The organism is Nannocystis sp. (assembly GCF_016714285.1).
Taxonomy (GTDB): domain Bacteria; phylum Myxococcota_A; class Polyangia; order Nannocystales; family Nannocystaceae; genus Nannocystis.
Map to the genome: position 1 here is coordinate 211,693 of NZ_JADJNN010000001.1, position 16,137 is coordinate 227,829.

13 protein-coding genes and 2 pseudogenes are annotated in these 16,137 nt (G+C 74.2%); 5 read left to right on the top strand and 10 right to left on the bottom strand.

The features are described 5' to 3' along the window. Positions 1-108: 108 nt before the first annotated feature. Positions 109-1,254: pseudogene (locus IPJ59_RS37460) on the bottom strand (ATP-binding protein); the annotation flags it as partial. Between the two features lie 155 nt (positions 1,255-1,409). Here IPJ59_RS37460 and IPJ59_RS00930 point away from each other — a divergent pair. Beyond that, positions 1,410-1,778 carry a hypothetical protein gene (locus IPJ59_RS00930; protein WP_293256227.1) on the top strand — a complete coding sequence of 123 codons (369 nt, stop codon included), beginning with the start codon at positions 1,410-1,412 and terminating at the stop codon, positions 1,776-1,778. Positions 1,779-1,804: 26 nt separating this feature from the next. Here the strand turns inward: IPJ59_RS00930 and IPJ59_RS00935 are convergent, their stop codons facing one another. From IPJ59_RS00935 to IPJ59_RS00970, 8 genes and pseudogenes are all read right to left on the bottom strand, one after another. Continuing rightward, positions 1,805-2,737: a hypothetical protein gene (locus IPJ59_RS00935; protein ID WP_293256224.1), complete on the bottom strand. Its 933-nt coding sequence runs from the start codon at positions 2,735-2,737 to the stop codon at positions 1,805-1,807. 308 nt (positions 2,738-3,045) lie between these two features. After that, entirely contained in the window at positions 3,046-3,705 is a 660-nt protein-coding gene (locus IPJ59_RS00940; RefSeq protein ID WP_293269357.1) for an MBL fold metallo-hydrolase, read from the bottom strand. Between the two features lie 499 nt (positions 3,706-4,204). Then, positions 4,205-5,410: an NAD(P)/FAD-dependent oxidoreductase gene (locus tag IPJ59_RS00945; RefSeq protein WP_293256219.1), complete on the bottom strand. Its 1,206-nt coding sequence runs from the start codon at positions 5,408-5,410 to the stop codon at positions 4,205-4,207. Further along, entirely contained in the window at positions 5,407-5,709 is a 303-nt protein-coding gene (locus IPJ59_RS00950) for a (2Fe-2S)-binding protein (protein ID WP_293256216.1), read from the bottom strand. Before IPJ59_RS00950 ends, IPJ59_RS00945 begins: the two co-directional genes overlap by 4 nt. 87 nt (positions 5,710-5,796) lie before the next feature. Next, entirely contained in the window at positions 5,797-6,657 is an 861-nt protein-coding gene (locus IPJ59_RS00955; protein WP_293269359.1) for a hypothetical protein, read from the bottom strand. A gap of 244 nt (positions 6,658-6,901) precedes the next feature. After that, a pseudogene (locus IPJ59_RS37470) lies at positions 6,902-7,141 on the bottom strand ((2Fe-2S)-binding protein); the annotation flags it as partial. A gap of 174 nt (positions 7,142-7,315) precedes the next feature. Then, the gene (locus IPJ59_RS00965; RefSeq protein WP_293256210.1) at positions 7,316-8,065 is read right to left on the bottom strand and encodes a YggS family pyridoxal phosphate-dependent enzyme; all 750 of its coding nucleotides are present in this window, start codon (positions 8,063-8,065) and stop codon (positions 7,316-7,318) included. A 19-nt stretch (positions 8,066-8,084) separates the two neighbouring features. Beyond that, positions 8,085-8,663, bottom strand: a complete 579-nt coding sequence (locus IPJ59_RS00970) for a Maf family protein (RefSeq protein WP_293256207.1) — start codon at positions 8,661-8,663, stop codon at positions 8,085-8,087. A 252-nt stretch (positions 8,664-8,915) separates the two neighbouring features. Between IPJ59_RS00970 and IPJ59_RS00975 the strand changes: the two genes are divergently transcribed. The 3 genes from IPJ59_RS00975 to IPJ59_RS00985 all read left to right on the top strand — a co-directional run bounded on the left by IPJ59_RS00975 (position 8,916) and on the right by IPJ59_RS00985 (position 12,627). Beyond that, complete coding sequence (locus IPJ59_RS00975) at positions 8,916-9,797, top strand: hypothetical protein (protein ID WP_293269363.1); 882 nt, start codon at positions 8,916-8,918, stop codon at positions 9,795-9,797. Between the two features lie 37 nt (positions 9,798-9,834). Beyond that, positions 9,835-10,860, top strand: a complete 1,026-nt coding sequence (locus IPJ59_RS00980) for an LLM class flavin-dependent oxidoreductase (RefSeq protein WP_293269364.1) — start codon at positions 9,835-9,837, stop codon at positions 10,858-10,860. Between the two features lie 96 nt (positions 10,861-10,956). After that, positions 10,957-12,627, top strand: a complete 1,671-nt coding sequence (locus IPJ59_RS00985) for an Ig-like domain-containing domain (protein ID WP_293269366.1) — start codon at positions 10,957-10,959, stop codon at positions 12,625-12,627. Positions 12,628-12,702: 75 nt separating this feature from the next. Here the strand turns inward: IPJ59_RS00985 and IPJ59_RS00990 are convergent, their stop codons facing one another. Beyond that, positions 12,703-13,647, bottom strand: a complete 945-nt coding sequence (locus IPJ59_RS00990) for a hypothetical protein (RefSeq protein ID WP_293269368.1) — start codon at positions 13,645-13,647, stop codon at positions 12,703-12,705. A gap of 142 nt (positions 13,648-13,789) precedes the next feature. Between IPJ59_RS00990 and recD2 the strand changes: the two genes are divergently transcribed. Next, complete coding sequence (recD2, locus tag IPJ59_RS00995) at positions 13,790-16,051, top strand: SF1B family DNA helicase RecD2 (RefSeq protein ID WP_293269369.1); 2,262 nt, start codon at positions 13,790-13,792, stop codon at positions 16,049-16,051. The last annotated feature ends 86 nt before the right edge of the window (positions 16,052-16,137 follow it).

A 16,137-nucleotide genomic window follows, 5' to 3' on the forward strand; every position in this document is an offset into this window, starting at 1 on the left:
GTGGCCGGAGGACCAGATCTTGACGAGCGCGGGGAGGATGTTCGGCGGGGCGTCGCCGCCGAGCTGATCGAGGTCGTCGAGGATCGCCACGCCGCGCTGGCGGGCGACCACGGCGAGCTCGGCCCGCAGGCTGTCCTCGTCGGCGTGGTCGGCGGCGTCGATGCGGAACACCGGGGCGCCGAGGACCCGCGCGAGGTGGCTGGCGACCAGGGTGCGGCCGCTGCCGTGCGGGCCGACCAGCAGCGGCGGTCGCGGGCTGCTGCGCAGGAGGGCGTCGGCGAGGCGGGCGAGGGTCGCGTCGCGGGCGTGCAGGGGGGCCAGCTGGCGCGGATCGATCGCGGTGAGGCGCGGGCCGGGGCGCAGCTCGGGGCGCGTGGTCGGAGCGTCGGCGAAGGTGCGGCTGTCCGAAAGGACAGGGGCGTCGGCGGTCGCTACATCGTGGTCACGGGCGTCGCCCTGGTCGCGGAGCTCGGCGCGGGCCATGCGGGCGGAGCTGTCGGCGCGCGGGTCACGGAGCTCGGCGCGGGCCATGCGGGCGGAGCTGTCGGCGCGCGGGCGCTGGGCGTCGTGGGGGCCATCGTCGCGGACCGGTGACATGCGGCCGCCGCGGGTCGGGCTGTCCTCGCGGACAGGCGACATGCGGCCGACGCGGGTCGGGTTGTCGTCGCGGGCAGGTGACATGCGGCCGACGCGGGCCGGGCTGTCGTCGCGGACAGGTGTGGGCTCGCGGCGGCGGGGGCTGTCCTCGGGGACAGGTGTAAATTCGCCGCGGCGGCGCGGGGCCGGGTCGCTGGTCAGCGGGAGCACGCGGGCTGGCGCGGCGAGCTGGCTCTGGCGGGTCGGGAGGCTGCGGGGGGTGGACTCGTGGGCGGCCCGGTTCTCGGCCTCGCGGAGCAGGTCGATGAGGCGCTTGCGCAGCGCGCTGCAGGCCACGCCGGCGCGCTCGAGCAGCTGGTAGGCGTGGCAGTCGGCGCTGCGGACGATCGCCAGCAGCTGCTCGAGCTCGCCCGCGCCCCGGCGGCCGGCGCTGCGCTGGGCGATGCGCAGGCGCCAGTCAGCCGGCTCGCTGTCGGCCTCGGCGTGCAGGCTGGCGACCCCGCGGCGCAGCGTGGCGAGGTCGGCGAGGCCGGCGAGGCAGGCCTGGACCGCGGAGTCCTGACACAGCGAGAGCAGCAAGTCGCAGGAGCAGCGCGCGTGGCCGGCGGGCGCGGCGGATCGCCGGCCCACGGCGCGCAGGGAGGACTCGCCCGTCATGCGCGGACGCTACCCGCGGCGCGGGCCGGGGCCAAGAAATCGGCGGGTGTGCGGGCGGGAGCTGCGCGGCGGCGGGATCGGGCTCCAAGTGGGCTCCGGGTGACCTGGGCGGCTTGCCTGCGGGCGAGGCTTGCGACTAGGCTCGCCGACCCGCCATGACCACCGAGTCCGCCATGCCGCGCACGCGCCTGCAGATCCTCGTGTGCGACGGGCCGAGCTGCGGGGTCACCCACGAGAGCGAGCTGCTCAAGGAGCTGCTGGTCGCGCGGGTCGCCGCCGATCCGGAGCTGCAGGGGCGGGTGCACGTGGTCGACTACATGTGCTTTGGTCGCTGCAGCGAGGGGCCCAACATGTTCGTGCGCCGGCTGGGGCCGCAGGAGCGGGCCGACGCGGAGCCCGACTCGGCCGCGTTCTCGGGCGAGCGCGGCTTCTATCCGGGCATGGATCGGGGCAAGTGCGAGCGGGTGCTGGCGCAGCACTGCAAGGCGGGCGTGGTCGTCGGCGATCTGGTGGACGACTACTGAGGCTGTCCTGCGGGACAGGTGCGTGGTCAGGGCGGGTCGGCGAACAGCGCGTCGGCGCTGGCGACGGTGACGGAGCGGCGGATCCACAGGTCGAGCTGGGCCGCCGCGCTGCAGCCGAGGATCATCGACTCCTGCTCGGGAGACAGGGGCACGCCGCGCTGCGCAAGGACTCGCAGCAGCGCGTGTTGAAGCCCGCGGGCCTCGCCGCGGGCCTCGCCGCGGGCCTCGCCGCGGGCCTCGCCGCGGGCGAGGCGGGCCTCCAGCACGGCGCTGAGGTCCGCGAGGATGGCGTCGGCGGTGGGTGTGGGGAAGCGGGCTGGGGGGAAGAATTCGTCGAGCAGCATGAGTTCATCCTTGAGGTGCCGGACGCGTTCGGGGCGGATGCCACGGAACACCAGGTCAGTGTACATGCGGCGTTCGCCGCGGTCCAAGTGGGTCAGGGCGGTGAGGGCCGCGTGGAGGACCGCGTCGCCCTCGGCGCCCGCGCCGTGCGTGTGGGCCGAGAGCAGTGACAGGGCTGGCTGGACGGCGGCCTGTTCGGGCTCCGTGATCCGTGGGATCTGGGCCGGGCCGAGGACCAGCGGGCGGGTGCTGCTCTCCGGGCCGCACGCGATCGACTGGGCCGCCCACGCGGCCACGGCCGGGTCGGGAGCGACGACCAGGAGGCGGCAGCTGCAGCGTCGGCGCAGGCGCTCGAGCCAGAGATAGGCCGGCCAGCTGAAGCGTTTGTCGGGGTCGATGCTGCGCTGCACCTCGACGATGATCACGAGGCTCGCCGGGTCGCCGAGCTCGAGCACGAGGTCGGGTGCCAGGGCGCCCGGGCGCAGCACGGGGTCAGCGACCCGAGCCGGACGTTCGGGCACCGCGACGCCGAACACGCTGGCGAGTAGCTGCGCCGCCAGCTGCGGGGTGCCGCGGAACAGCTCGACGATCGCGGTGTGCTCGCTCGACTCGTGCATCGCGCGGCGCACAGCAAGTCGCGGGCCAGGGCGATGCGCTGGCGCTGCGCGGGGTCCGTGACGCGAGGGTGGCCGGCGGGCGGGACGGTGGCCGGCGGGCGGGCCGGGTGCGAGTGTCCCTTGGGACAGGCCACATCGAGTGTCCTTTGGGACAGGCCGAGCGCCGAGCTGCGAGCCGAGTAGCGAGCCGCGAGCCGAGCCTGGAGCCGAGCCTACAGCCCAGCCTACAGCCGAGCCTACAGCCCAGCCTACAGCCGAGCCTGGAGCCCAGCCTACAGCCCAGCCTACAGCCCAGCCTACAGCCCAGCCTACAGCTTGATGCGCATGCCGTCGCGGGCGGCGACGGTGCCGGGGTACTGGGCCTGGGCGGCGGCCTCGATCTTGCGCAGCATCTCGTCGTCGTGGCCGGGGTCGTGGCTGTAGAGGACCAGCTGCTTGACCTTGGCGGTGCGGGCCAGCTTGACGGCCTCGGCGAAGGTGCTGTGGCCCCAGCCCTGCTTGCCGGCGCTGTACTCCTCGGAGGTGTACTGGGCGTCGTAGACCAGCACGTCGGCGTCGCGGGCGAGCTCGGCGAGGCTCTCGTTGATGTGGTCGGGGGCGTGCTCGGTGTCGGTGGCGAAGACGATGCTCTTGCCGCGCTCGTCGACGCGGAAGGCGGTCGACTCCTGCGGGTGGGGCAGGGGGATGTGGCGGACCGTGGCCTCGGCGATGGCGACCACGTCGGCGGCGTGGAGCAGGCGGAAGCTGCGGCGCGCGGCCATCATCTCGAGGCTGACCGGGAAGAAGGGCGTTTGCATCTGTCGCTCGAGGATCGACTTGGCGTCCTTGGTGCAACTGATGTTGAGCTGGAAGTCCGGGAGGAAGGCGGGGGCGAAGAAGGGGAAGCCCTGGATGTGGTCCCAGTGCGCGTGGGTCAGGAACAGGTGGACGACGCGGGAGTGGGTGGCGCGGGTCTGGATCAGACGCACGCCGAGCTCGCACGCCGGAGCCCGAGTCGAAGATGACGGTGTCGGTCGTGCTCTCCAGCGAGATCTGCAGGCAGGGCGTGTTGCCGCCGAACTCGGCGTACTTCGACCCGGATACGGGGATGCTGCCCCGGGTGCCCCAGAACGTCACTTCCATGGGGCGCTGTCCTTCGCGGGCTGCATGTAGCGGCCATGATAGGTCAGAATAAATTTGGTTGGCAAGCGCGGCCCGGTGAGCGCACCGGGGGGTCTTCGTGCGGCGGGCTGTGGTGGGGGCGACGGGGGTCGATGTCGGTGGGGCTCGCGGCGTCCGGGTTTCCAGCGCGATGTCGGGCCGCGGGGGCCGGTCCATGCGGGGTTCTTGAGGCGGCGCGCATGGAGCCGTGAGGCCGCATCTCGGGCGGCTGTGGCGACAACGCGCTCGCCTGGCGTCGCGATCATTCGCCCTGGGCGGCTGGGTTTTCCGTTGCTCTGGCGGCGCTTCTTCGGGTTGAGGGATCGCCTAGCCGATGATCATGTCCTCGCGTCGGTGGGCCTGGCCGCTGGCGAAGCGACCGGGATCCCAGCGCGTGAGCATCGGGTGCTGGGTGCCGTCGGCGAGCCAGCGCGCGAGCAGGCGGCCGACGGCCGGGGCCATCATGAAGCCGTGGCCGGTGAAGCCGCAGACCTGCACGAAGCGCGGGTGGCCGGGGCTCGGGCCGACGATCGCGTCGCCGTCGGGCGAGACGTCGTAGGGGCCGACCCACTGGCGCAGCACCTTCATGCTGGCGACGATCGGCATCAGTTGCACGAGCGTGCGGCTGATGTGACCGAGGAAGCGCAGGCTCGAGTGGAGGCTCAGCGAGGTGTCGCTGCCGTCGTCGGCGTCGGGCAGGGTGATGCCGGTGACGAGCTCGCCGCGGGTGCTCTGGGAGAAGTAGAGGCCGCTGCCGAGGTCGACGACCAGGGGATCGAGGAAGGGCTTGAGCGGCTCGGAGGAGAGGATCTCGTGGCGGTGCGGCTGGTTCGGCAGATGGATGCCGAGCTGGGCGTTGAGGCCGTGGCTCCACGCGCCGGTGGCGTTGACGACGCGGGCGGCGAGCAGGGACTCGCCGGTGGACAGCTGCAGGCGGTAGCGATCGCCGACGGGTTCGACGCGGGTCACCGCGGTGTGGGTGCGCAGGCGGGCGCCGTGGCGCACAGCCTGGGTCGCGTAGCCCCACACGAAGGGCCACGGGAACACGACGCCGTCCTCGGGGTTGAAGGAGGCGAGGCGGACATCGCTGACGTCGAGCTGCGGGACGATCGCCTGGGCCTCGGCGGGGGCGAGCAGGCGGGTCGGCGCGCCGACCTCGGCGTGGAGCTCGGCGTTGCGGACCAGGCGCTGCTCGCCGGCCTCGCTGCGGGCGAGGAACAGGTAGCCGCCCTGACGAAACCACAGGTTGATGCCGAGCTCCTGGGCGAGGCCCTTGCACTCGTCGATGCTCTCCATCATCAGGCGCACGTTGCCGGCGTCGCCCCACTGCATGCGCAGGCCGCCGCCGTTGCGGCCGGAGGCGCCGCTGACGAGGTAGCCGCGCTCGATGACGGCGATCTTGAGGTCGCGGGCGAGGCGGGCGAGGTGGTAGGCGAGGGCCAGGCCCATGATGCCGGCGCCGACGATCGCGACGTCGACCTCGGGCGGCAGGGGCTGGGTGGCGCTGCCCATGGCGTGGAGCTCGGCGCTCACCCGGGCTCCTTCGCGGGGGTCGTCGCGGGGCCCAGGCTCGCGGCGGCGAGGGTGGCGAAGGTGACGGGCTCGAGCGGGGGGCGGGCGGTGAAGGGCTGGGCGGTCGCGGGGTCCAGGGCGCCGCGATCGATGAGGATCCGGCACAGCAGGGCCACGCACTCCTTGCCCTGGCAGGGGCCGGTGCCGAGGCCGGTGTAGCGCTTGATCTCCTCGACGGTGGCGAGGCCGCGGGCGAGGCAGTGGTCGAGCTCGGCGAGGGTCACGTCCTCGCAGCGGCACACGAAGCGGCGCTCGCTCATGGCTGGCCTCCGGGACAGGCTGGCCTTTGGGACAGGCTGGCCTCTTGGACAGGCTGGCCTTTGGGACAGGCTGGCCTTTGGGGCAGGTCAGTCATGGCTGGCCTTTGGGACAGCTCGTGCGAGCTGGCGCAGGAGGGCGGCGGCGACGGCCTCGCCGGCGTCGTGCTGGTTCAGGGCGCCGGTGGCCCACAGGGTCCAGGGTGGGTTCGCGGGCGGGTCGTCGGCGAGCGGGTGCTCCGCGGCGCGCAGCTGGACGCGGCCGTCCGGGTCGCAGATCGGGGCGAAGCCGCTGCCGGTCCAGCGCAGGGCGGCGCCGGCCTGGGCGGCGAGCTCGCAGGCGGGGGCGGGCTCGGGGGCGAGGGCGACGAGGCGGGCGGGGAGGCGGGCGGTGGCGGTCTCGACGGCCTTGACGCGGCGGCGGCCGACGATGCGGCGGACCTCGTCGGGGCCGACGAGGGCCGCGCCGAGGGCGTCGGCGTGGGCCCGGGCGGCCGCTCCGGCGCCGATCACGACGACGGGGCCGGCCAGAGCGCGACCTGTCCTTGCGAGCAGGTGACGCAGGCCGCGGGCCGAGACGACGCCGGGGATGTCGTTGCCGGTGACGGGGATCGTGGGCAGGTGGCCGCCGAGGGCGAGGATGACGTGGCGCGGGCGGATGATGTGGAGGGTGGGGGCGGCGCCTGGCCCGTTGGGATGCCTGGTTGGGATGCTGGTTGGGACCTTCGTCGGCGATGGCGGCGGCGGCGGCCCACAGGCCCTCGTGGGGGTAGGCCGCGAACACGCCGAGGCCGGGGCGGAGGGCGGCGGGCAGCGGGGCGGGGTCCCAGGCGAGCAGGTCGGCGCGGTCGCGGCGGTCGAGGAGGAGCACGTCGAGGCCGGCGGCGAGCAGGCGGGCGGCGGCGACGCGGCCGCTGCGACCTGCCCCGACGACCAGGACCTCCGGGACATGTTCCTCGCGCCAGGCGGGGCCGGCGGGGGCGTGGTCGGGGAGGATGCCGAAGCCGGTGAGGTTGCGAGCGACGCCCTGCATGACGCTGTTGGCGAGGCGGGGGCGGACGACGAGGTGGTGGTGGTCGATGCCGCCGGGGAACACGGCGTCGATCAGGGCGGTCGGGTCGAGGTCGCCGTAGCTGTTCTGGGAGCTGACCTGCATGCCGTCGCGGACGGGGGTGAGGCAGGCGCGGACGTTGGGCTCGCCGTCGACGCGGACCAGGCAGGTGCCGCAGTCGCCGAGCAGGCAGTAGGCGCCGCGCGGGCGGCGATACTTGGCGCTGCGCGAGGTCATGAGCTCGCCGGCGGCGATGAGCGCGGAGGCGACGGTGTCGCGGGGGTCGGCTGGGACCGGCGCGCCGTCGAAGTGGAGCGTGAGCGCGGGGGCCTGGCCTGGGCCGTCGCGCAGCGGAGTGGCCCGACGCACGTCGATCCGATACACCGGGCGGCGAATTGCGACAATGGTCGCGGGCGGCGGGGGACCGTGTTCGGCCTCACCCGGTCATTCACCTGGTGAGATGGTGATGGTCGGCGGCCTGCGGCCGCAGAACCTGCCTCCCGGTCGTTCTCCTGGTGCGGGTCGCCTGGGGTTCGCTGTCACGTGGGCGCGCCGCGGCTACGCCGGCGTGGGACCAGGGCGGGCGCCGAAGATCGCGGTGCCGATGCGGATCATGGTGGCGCCCTCGGCGATGGCGACCGGGAAGTCGCCGCTCATGCCCATGGACAGTTCGCGCAGATCGACGTGCGGGCGGCCGCCGGCGCCGCGGGCCGCGAGCTCGCGCAGGGCGGCGAAGTGGGGGCGGGCGCGCTCGGGGTCGTCGTCGGCGGGAGGAATGAGCATGAGGCCGACGCAGCGGAGGACCCCGGCCTCGCGGGAAATTGCGTCGAGCAGGGCGGGCAGGGCGTCGGGGGCGACGCCGGCCTTCTGGGCCTCGCCGGCGAGGTTGACCTCGACGAGGATCTCCTGCGTGCAGGCGAGGGCGCGGGCGCGGGCGGCGAGGGCGGTGACCAGCGAGCTGCGATCGACGGTGTGGATGAGGGCGCGGCCGACGACGAGGCGGGCCTTGTTGGACTGCAGGCCGCCGATGAAGTGCCAGCGCGGGGTGAAGGTGGCGAGGCCAGCGGGGCCAGCGGGGTCAACGGGGTCAGCGGGGCCGATGAGGCTGGGATCGCCGTGCTTGGCGGCGAACTCCTGGGCGTAGTTCTCACCGAGGTCGCGCAGGCCGGCGGCCAGGGCGGCCGCGAGGGCGGAGACGGGCTGCTTCTTGCCGACGCCGATGAGCGTGACGGCGGGGCCGGGGCCGCGGCGATCGATCGCCGCGGCGATCTGGTCGCGCACGCGGGCGAGGTTGTCGGCGATCGTCACGCGGCGCAGGATACACCGCTCAGGCGACGGCGAGCTCGCGCAGGGCGATCAGCACCTCGGCGAGGGGGAGGCCGACGACGGCGGTGTAGGAGCCGGTGATGCCGGTGACGAGGCCGGCGGCGCGGCCCTGGATGCCGTAGCCGCCGGCCTTGTCGCGCCACTCTCCGCTGTCGAGGTAGGCGCCGAGCTCGTCGTCGGCCAGCGATCGCATGCGCACCTCGGTGGTGACCTGGCGCGAGAGCCAGGTGACCTCCGGGCCGCGGGTGTCGGCGAGGACGAAGGCGGTGGTGACGAAGTGGCGGGGGGCGGAGCTGAGGGCGCGCAGGAGGGTCGAGGCGGCCTGGCGATCGGCGGGCTTGCCGAGCGGCGGGCCGGCGAGGTCGAGGAAGACGGTGGTGTCGGCGGCGAGGATGACGGCGCCGGGGTGCTGCGGGACGGCGAGGGCGGCCTTGCTGCGGGCGACGCGGGCGGCGTAGGCGGGCGGGGCCTCGCCCGGGAGCTCGCGCTCGTCGGCGTCGACGGGGGCGACGGTGAAGGCGATGCCGGCGCTGCGCAGGAGGTCGGCGCGGCGCGGCGAGGCAGAGGCGAGGACCAGCACGCGGCGGGTTCTAACAGGGCGGGCGCGGGGCGGGTAGCAGGTGGCGTCGAGGATCGCGAAGGGGTGGTGCAGGGCCAGGACCGCGAAGGGGTGGTGAGGCCCTGGACCGCGACGGTGGCCCGGCGGCGCGGGGGGGGGGGGGGGGGGGGGGGGGGGGGGGGGGGGGCGGGGGCGCGGGACCGCGAAGGGGGCGGTGGATCGGGTGATCGGGGGTCGGTCTTGCTGGTAGAGTCGGCGCCCATGCTTCGGCGTATGTTCTGTCCCCAGAGTCTGGTGGTCCTCGTGGTCGGGTCGCTGGCGCTGCTGCAGGCGGCGCGCGAGCCGGAGCTGCCGGTGGTCGTCGATGTCTGCGGGGAGGCGCCGCGGGCGGCGAGCGATCCGCGGCTGGCGGGGCTGTGGCAGCGCTTCGAGACGCTGCACGAGGGCGACCCGATGCGCTTCTACTTCTTCCATCCCGATGGCTTCGGCATCTATCGCTACGGGAAGGTCGGGCTGACCAACACGCACAGCTTCGACTTCGAGGGGTCGCAGGGGGCGCTGGGGCTGCGCTTTCGCAAGTCGGGGGCGGAGCACACGGTGGCGTATCGCTTCGAGACGGACGGCGAGCGCGAGTGGCTGGTGCTGCGCGGGGACCCGCGCGAGGCGACGGCGGAGGTGCGCTACTTCCGGGCCGGGAACGCGAGGGCGCACTGCTTCGAGGGGGCCTTGCTGCCGGCGGATCTGCGGGGGAGCGGGGCAGCCATGCGTACCCCGGCGGGGCCGGGGCCGCAGACGGGGGCGCTGGGCGGGCGCCTGTGGGGCGACGAGCAGCGCTTCGCGACCGGGGGGAGCGGCTTCTCGATCTATCAGTTGCAGGTGCAGGCGCTCGACGGACGTGGGGTCGGCTGGCACCACCGCGGCGACTACGACGAATGGACCACGGAGTCGCTGGTGTTTCGCCAGCAGGGTGAGCGGCTGGGGCTGCAATTTCCGCTGCGGCACGAGTCGCAGGCGACGACGATCTCGCTGGAAGCCGGGGCCGATCAAGTGCGCGTGCTGACGCTGGCGGAGGATCCCCGCGACTTCTGGCGACCCCACGCGTATCGCGACCTGGGGCCGGGTTTCACGGATTGTGCCGAGGGCCAGTGGCGATAGGGCGGGTGCTGGGCGGGCGCGCCGACGCCGGGGCGTGATGCGGATCGGCTACTGGTTCCCGGTGTTCGGGGGGTGGCTGCGCAACGTGGCCGACGAGGGGATGGACACCAGCTGGGCCGAGGCGCGGCGGCTGGCGCGGCGCAGCGAGGAGCTGGGCTTCGACCTGACCTTGATCGCGGAGCTGTTCCTCAACGACATCAAGGGGGTCCTGGCGCCGTCGCTGGACGCGTGGACGCTGGCGGCAGCGGTGGCGGCGGTGACGGAGCGGATCGAGCTGATGGTCGCGGTGCGGCCGAGCTTCCACAACCCGGCGATCTTCGCCAAGCAGGCGGCCTGCCTCGACCAGATCAGCGGCGGGCGGCTGGCGCTGAACGTGGTGTCGTCGTGGTGGGCCGACGAGGCGCGGCGCTTCGGGGTCCGCTTCGACGCGCACGACGACCGCTACGCGCGGACGGCCGAGTGGCTGGCGGTGCTGGACGGGGCGTGGGGCGGCGGGTGCTTCTCGTTCGCGGGGGAGCACTACCAGGTCGAGGAGCTGATCGTGTCGCCGCGGCCGCTGCGATCGCCGCGGCCGACGCTGTACGCGGGCGGTGAGTCGGAGGCGGCGAAGGCGTTGATCGCCCGCACCTGCGACGCGTACGTGATGCACGGCGATCCGCCGGCGCGGGTGGCCGCGAAGATCGCGGACATGCGGCGGCGGCGGGCGGCGCTGGGGCTGGCGGCGCTGCAGTACGGGCTGGCGGCGTACGTGATCGTGCGCGACAGCGAGGCGGCGGCGCAGGCGGAGCTGCGGCGCGTCACGGACGTGAGCCCGGGCTCGCCGGGCTACCAGAACTATCACGAGTGGATCGCGCATTCGCAGCTCGAGCAGCAGGTGAGCCTGGCCGACTATTCGGTGAGCAACCGCGGGCTGCGGCCCGGGCTGTGTGGGACGCCGGCGCAGGTGGCCGAGCGTATCCGCGGGCTCGCGGCGGTGGGGGTCGATCTGCTGCTGCTGCAGTGCAGCCCGCAGTTGGAGGAGATGGAGCGCTTCGCGGCGCAGGTGCTGCCGCTGCTGCGTTGATGCTGCGACGATCGCGGGTGCGCCACCCTCAATGGGGTCCACGCGATCAAGAAGCTGCGGCTGCAACGATCGCGGGGCGGTGGTCGAACCGGGGCCATGCGCCTGCTTCGCCTGGTTTTTGTGCTCCTGTGTTCCTGCGGAGAGATCGAGCTGCACGCTGATCTCGAGGGGCCGCGGGTGTTCGCCAGCTCGCTGCTGCGGCCGCGCAACGTCGAGGTCGCGACCTTCCCGGAGATCACGGTCGACTTCAGCGAGGCGATCGATCCGGCGAGCGTGCGGGTCGCGCTGGTGGCGTGGGAGGAGGTCGGGCGCTGCGAGTACACGCCGGTGTGCGCGGCGGAGGGGTCGGGCTGCGAACGCGGTCGCTGCATGCGGGACCCGCTGAGCGCGAGCGCCGTGGCGGGGCTGATGCGCGGGCCGATCGCGGGCGGGGTCCCGGTGGCTGTCGAGGTCGCGGAGCGGAGCCCGGCGGGGCCGGGGGCGCGGGTGACGGTGCGGCCGCAGCGGGCCCTGCAGGCGCGCGTGCGGCACAGCCTCCTGGTGTTCGCGCGCGACACCAGCGGGGCGCCGCTGGTCGACGAGGCGGGCGCGGTGGCGGTGTGGCGGCGGGATCTGGTGACGGCGGACGAGGGCTCGGGCGGGCCCGAGGCGCGCCTGGCGGTGCCGCCGTCGGGGGCGGTGGAGGTGCCGCCGAACCTCGCGCGGGTGGCCACCTCGTTCGCGTCGCCGGTGGCGATCGATCGGGGGGCGACGCTCGAGCTCGCGGCGGAGGACGGGTCGACGGTGACGCTGATCGATCCGGAGCCGTGCCCGGGCTGGGTCCCCGGGCTGTGCCTGCGCTGGCGGCCGGACGCTCCTGTCCGTTCAGACATGGCCTATCGGCCAGGTGGTGGGAGCCTGCGCGACCTGCTCGGGCGCCCGGCGGTGGCGCCCGCGGAGCCCGACTACTTCATCACGGCGGCGGGGCCGGACGTGGCGGCGCCGGAGCTCGCGGGGGCGAGCGTGGCGAGCCTGGGGCCCTGCGTGTACGCGCGGCTGGTCGCCGAGGAGCCGCTGCAGCTGCGCCTGACGATCGGGGCGGCGCAGGACGAGGCGGTGGCGGGGCCGGGACCGGTGACGCTGGGGCTGCGGTTGGCGGCGATCGGGGCGGCGCCGGGGACGGTGGCGACGGCGACGCTGCGGGCCGAAGACCTGGCTGGCAACGCGCGCGAGCTGGCGATTGAGGCTGTCCTCGGGGACAGCCTGGCCCCGCTCGCGCCGCCGCTCGGGCTGGCGGAGATCCTGGCCAACCCGCGCGGGCCGGAGCCGGCGCAGGAGTTCGTCGAGCTGGTCGACCTGCGCGACGAGGGGCCGGCGCAGCTGTGGGAGGGCCTGGTCCTGGCCGACCGCGGCGCGCAGGCGATCACGGGCGAGGAGGGCGACGCGCTGCCGGGCTTCATGACGCGGCCGGGCGAGCGGGTGATGGTGGTCGCGACGGGCTACGATCCGGACGAGGGCAGCGACGTGGCGCCGGCGCCGGGGACGACGCTGGTGCGCGTCGACGGGTCGCTCGCGGCGGGCGGCCTCAAGAACGCGGGCGAGCCGGTCAGCCTGTACTTTCGGACAGGTGATGCGGCGCCGGTGATCGTGGCCAGCTACGCCGACTACATCGCCACCGGCGCCGCGGCGCACGCGGGTCGCAGCGTGGTCGCGGATCCGCAGGCCTGCGATCTGGCGCGCGCGTGGCGTTCGCAGCCGTCGGGGAGCGCCTCGCCGGGCGCGCCGTGATCGCGCGGTCGCGCCAGGTGGATCCGCGGGTGGATTGATCGTGGAGATGGTGGAGTGACTCGAGGCGTACGACGCCTACCTGGCGACGGCGCCGTGATCGCGGGTGAGGGCGCGCAGTCGGGTCGCGAGCTCGGTGACGGTGACGGCGTCGGGGTCGAGCGTGGCGTCCCCGGTGGTGAGGTTGAGGCGGATCTCGGTGGTGCAGGGCTGTGCGATCGCGGCGGCGAAGCGCATGAGGGCGGCGTGATCGACGTCGCGGGTCGGCGCGAGCGAGACGCCGAGCGGGCCGTCGTTGAAGCTGCAAAGATCGGCGGCGATGCGGGCCAGCGCGTGCGGATCGAGCAGGCCGGCGCGCTCCGGGGCGCGCAGGGGCACTCGCTCCGGTAGCAGCGATGGAAGGTCGGGCTGGCCAGGCGCGGGCTCCTCGTGGTCGAGGCCGAAGGGCGCGCGCTCGGCGGGCCGCGGGCGGGCGCTGGCGACGACGCCACCCACGCCCCAGACGACCAGGAGGTCGGCGGCGAGGCGGCCGAAAGGGGGCTTTGCGTCGGGGTGATCGCTGAACATGGGCGGGAGCTCAATGGCAAGCGCCGCGGGCTGCTCGGGAGGGCCGCCGACCAGGCGCAGGGGCGTCCGCGAGGCTCGCCCGGCGGTGTACAGGATCGGGGCGAGGCGCAGCATCGTGACGCGGCGATCGATGTAGAGGTCGAGCGAGGTGGTGGTTGTGTCGGCGGCGAGGAGGTCGTAGAGGTCGCCGATCATCGCGGCCTGGATCTCGGCGTCGTCGAGTCGGTGCAGGCGGGCGTCGCTGCCGACGAAGGCGAGGATCTCGGGGCCGAGCCACAGCGCGGGGCCGTGGGGCACGACCTGACCAGCCGGGGCGGGGAGCTCGATCGCGAGGGTGCGCGCGAGCGCGGCGGGGCTGGTTGGATCGACGGAGGGGATCGCGGGCGCGGGCTCGTGCGCGGTGCAGGCGAGCAGCAGGGTGCCGGCGAGCGCGAGGGCGTGGGGTAGGGATGGCACGTGTTGTGGACCGCGGGCGTTCGTCGAGGTTCCCGTTCGCAATGCTCAGGCGCAAGGGCCAGAGCGCCGAAACCAAGTTGTGGGGGCGCGCGGGCGCTGGGCTTGAGCGCTGCGGGGTTATCGGCGATGCTGCGCGGCCGGCATGAAGCCCCAGGAGCCACGCATGGGTGCGAGCGCCGAGGCGAGCGGCGAGCCGCGCAATGATCTGCGGCTCGACGCGAAGGTCGTGAGCACGGTGTTCCATGGCAAGGACACGCGCTACACGGTGCTGCGGGTGCAGATGCCGGGCGAGCCGGGGCTGGCGACCTGGGTCGGGCGCAGCGGTGGGGTCGACGACGGGGCGCAGGTGTCGGCGGCGGGCGAGTGGGTGCATCACCCCACGCACGGGCGGCAGTTCGCGTTCACGCGGCTGGTGGCGAAGGCGCCGACGACCCTGCCGGGGATCGTGCGCCGGCTCGAGCGCTACCCGGGGCTCGGGGCCGACAAGGCGGAGAAGATCGTGGCGAAGTTCGGGCTCGACACGCTGACGATCCTCGACAAGCAGCCGCGTCGGTTGCTCGAGGTGGAGGGCGTGGGGCCGAAGACGCTGGAGAAGCTGCTGGCGTTCCACGAGGCCCGCAACGGGCCGGTGGTCGAGGTGGAGAACCAGCTGATCGAGCTCGACCTGCCGACCTACCTGGCGCAGGCGATCGTCGACCGCTACCAGGACCGGGCGCTGCAGGTGATGCGCGAGCGGCCCTACCGGCTGGCCCGCGAGGTCCGGGGCATCGGCTTTCTGACCGCCGACAAGATCGCGCGGGCGCTGGGGGTCGACCTCGAGAGCGACGACCGGGTCGACGCGGGGCTGCTCTACACGCTCGAGCAGGCCGAGCAGGACGGGCACTGCGCGCTGCCCGAACCGGTGCTCGTGCAACAGGCGGTGCGGATCCTCGAGCTGCCGGCGGACAAGATCGCCGACGGCGTCGCGCGCCTGGTCGCGGGCGACGATCTGGTCCGCGACGAGCGCCCGGGCCAGAGCGGGGCGCTGTGCTACCCGCGGCGCCACTACGAGGCCGAGCTGCACGTCGCGGCGGCGCTGGTCGACCTGGCCCTGGGGACAGGTGATCGGCCGCGCTGGCGATCGATCGCGATGCCGTCGGACCTGAGCCCGGGGCAGGCGGCCGCGGTCGCGGCGATCACGGACGCGGGCCTGGTCGTGCTCACGGGCGGGCCGGGCACGGGCAAGAGCACGGTGACGCGGCAGATCATCGAGACGGCGCTGGCCAACGGGTCGGCGCTGCTGCTGGCGGCGCCGACCGGGCGCGCGGCCAAGCGGCTGGCCGAGGCGACCGGGCAGCGCGCGACGACGATCCACCGCCTGCTCGAGATCCAGGGCAACACGGGGCAGTTCACGTATGGGGCCGACAACCCGCTGGACCCGGGGCTGGTGGTGATCGACGAGGCGTCGATGCTGGACCTGCCGCTGGCGGAGGCGCTGCTGTCGGCGCTGACGCCCGAGCACCGACTGCTGCTGGTCGGCGACGCCGACCAGCTGCCGTCGGTGGGGCCGGGCAACGTGCTGCGCGACGTGATCGCGGCGGCCGAGCGCCCGGGCTCGCCGATCCCGGTGGTGCGCCTGACCCAGATCTTTCGCCAGGCCGAGGGCTCGACGATCGTGGTCGGCGCGCACGACATCTTGCACGGGCGGGTGCCGCAGAGCGACCGCCGCAGCGACGGCGAGTTCTACGTGGTGCCGGCCCGCGACGCCGAGCGGGCGCACGAGCTGGTGATCAAGGCGGTGACCGAGCGCATCCCGCAGGCCTACGGCCTGAACCCCCGCACGGACATCCAGGTGCTGTGCCCGATGCACAAGGGCCGGGCCGGGACGGAGGCATTCAACCTGGCGCTGCAGGCCCACCACACCCAGGGCCAGCCCGAGCTGGCGCTGCACTTCCCCGGGCGGGCGGCGCCCAAGTTGTTCCGGGTCGGCGACCGGGTGATGCAGGTCCGCAACGACCACGAGCGCAACGTGTTCAACGGCGACATCGGCGTGGTCACGGCGGTGTACCCGGACACGCAGACGCTGGTGGTCGAGATCGACGGCACGCCGGTGGCCTACGACAGCAAGCAGCTGGCGTCGCTGCAGCTGGCCTACGCGGTGTCGATCCACAAGAGTCAGGGCAGCGAATTTCCGGCGGTGGTGGTGCCGCTGCTCGGCGAGCACCACGTGATGCTGCGCCGCAACCTGCTGTACACGGCGGTCACGCGGGCGCGCCGGCTGTGCCTGATCGTCGGCGACCCGCGGGCGGTGACGCAGGCGGTCCACCGCGGCGACGCGGCCCGCCGCTACACCGGGCTGTCGGAGCGCCTGCTGGCGACCCTGCGCGCGCGCCTCGGCGAGACCGAGTTCGTCGCCGACGTCTGAGGGGGCGTGGCTCGGCGAGATCGAGTTCGTCGCCGACGTATGAGGGTGCGCGTCGCGAGGCCGAGTCCGTCGCCGACGTCGGGGGG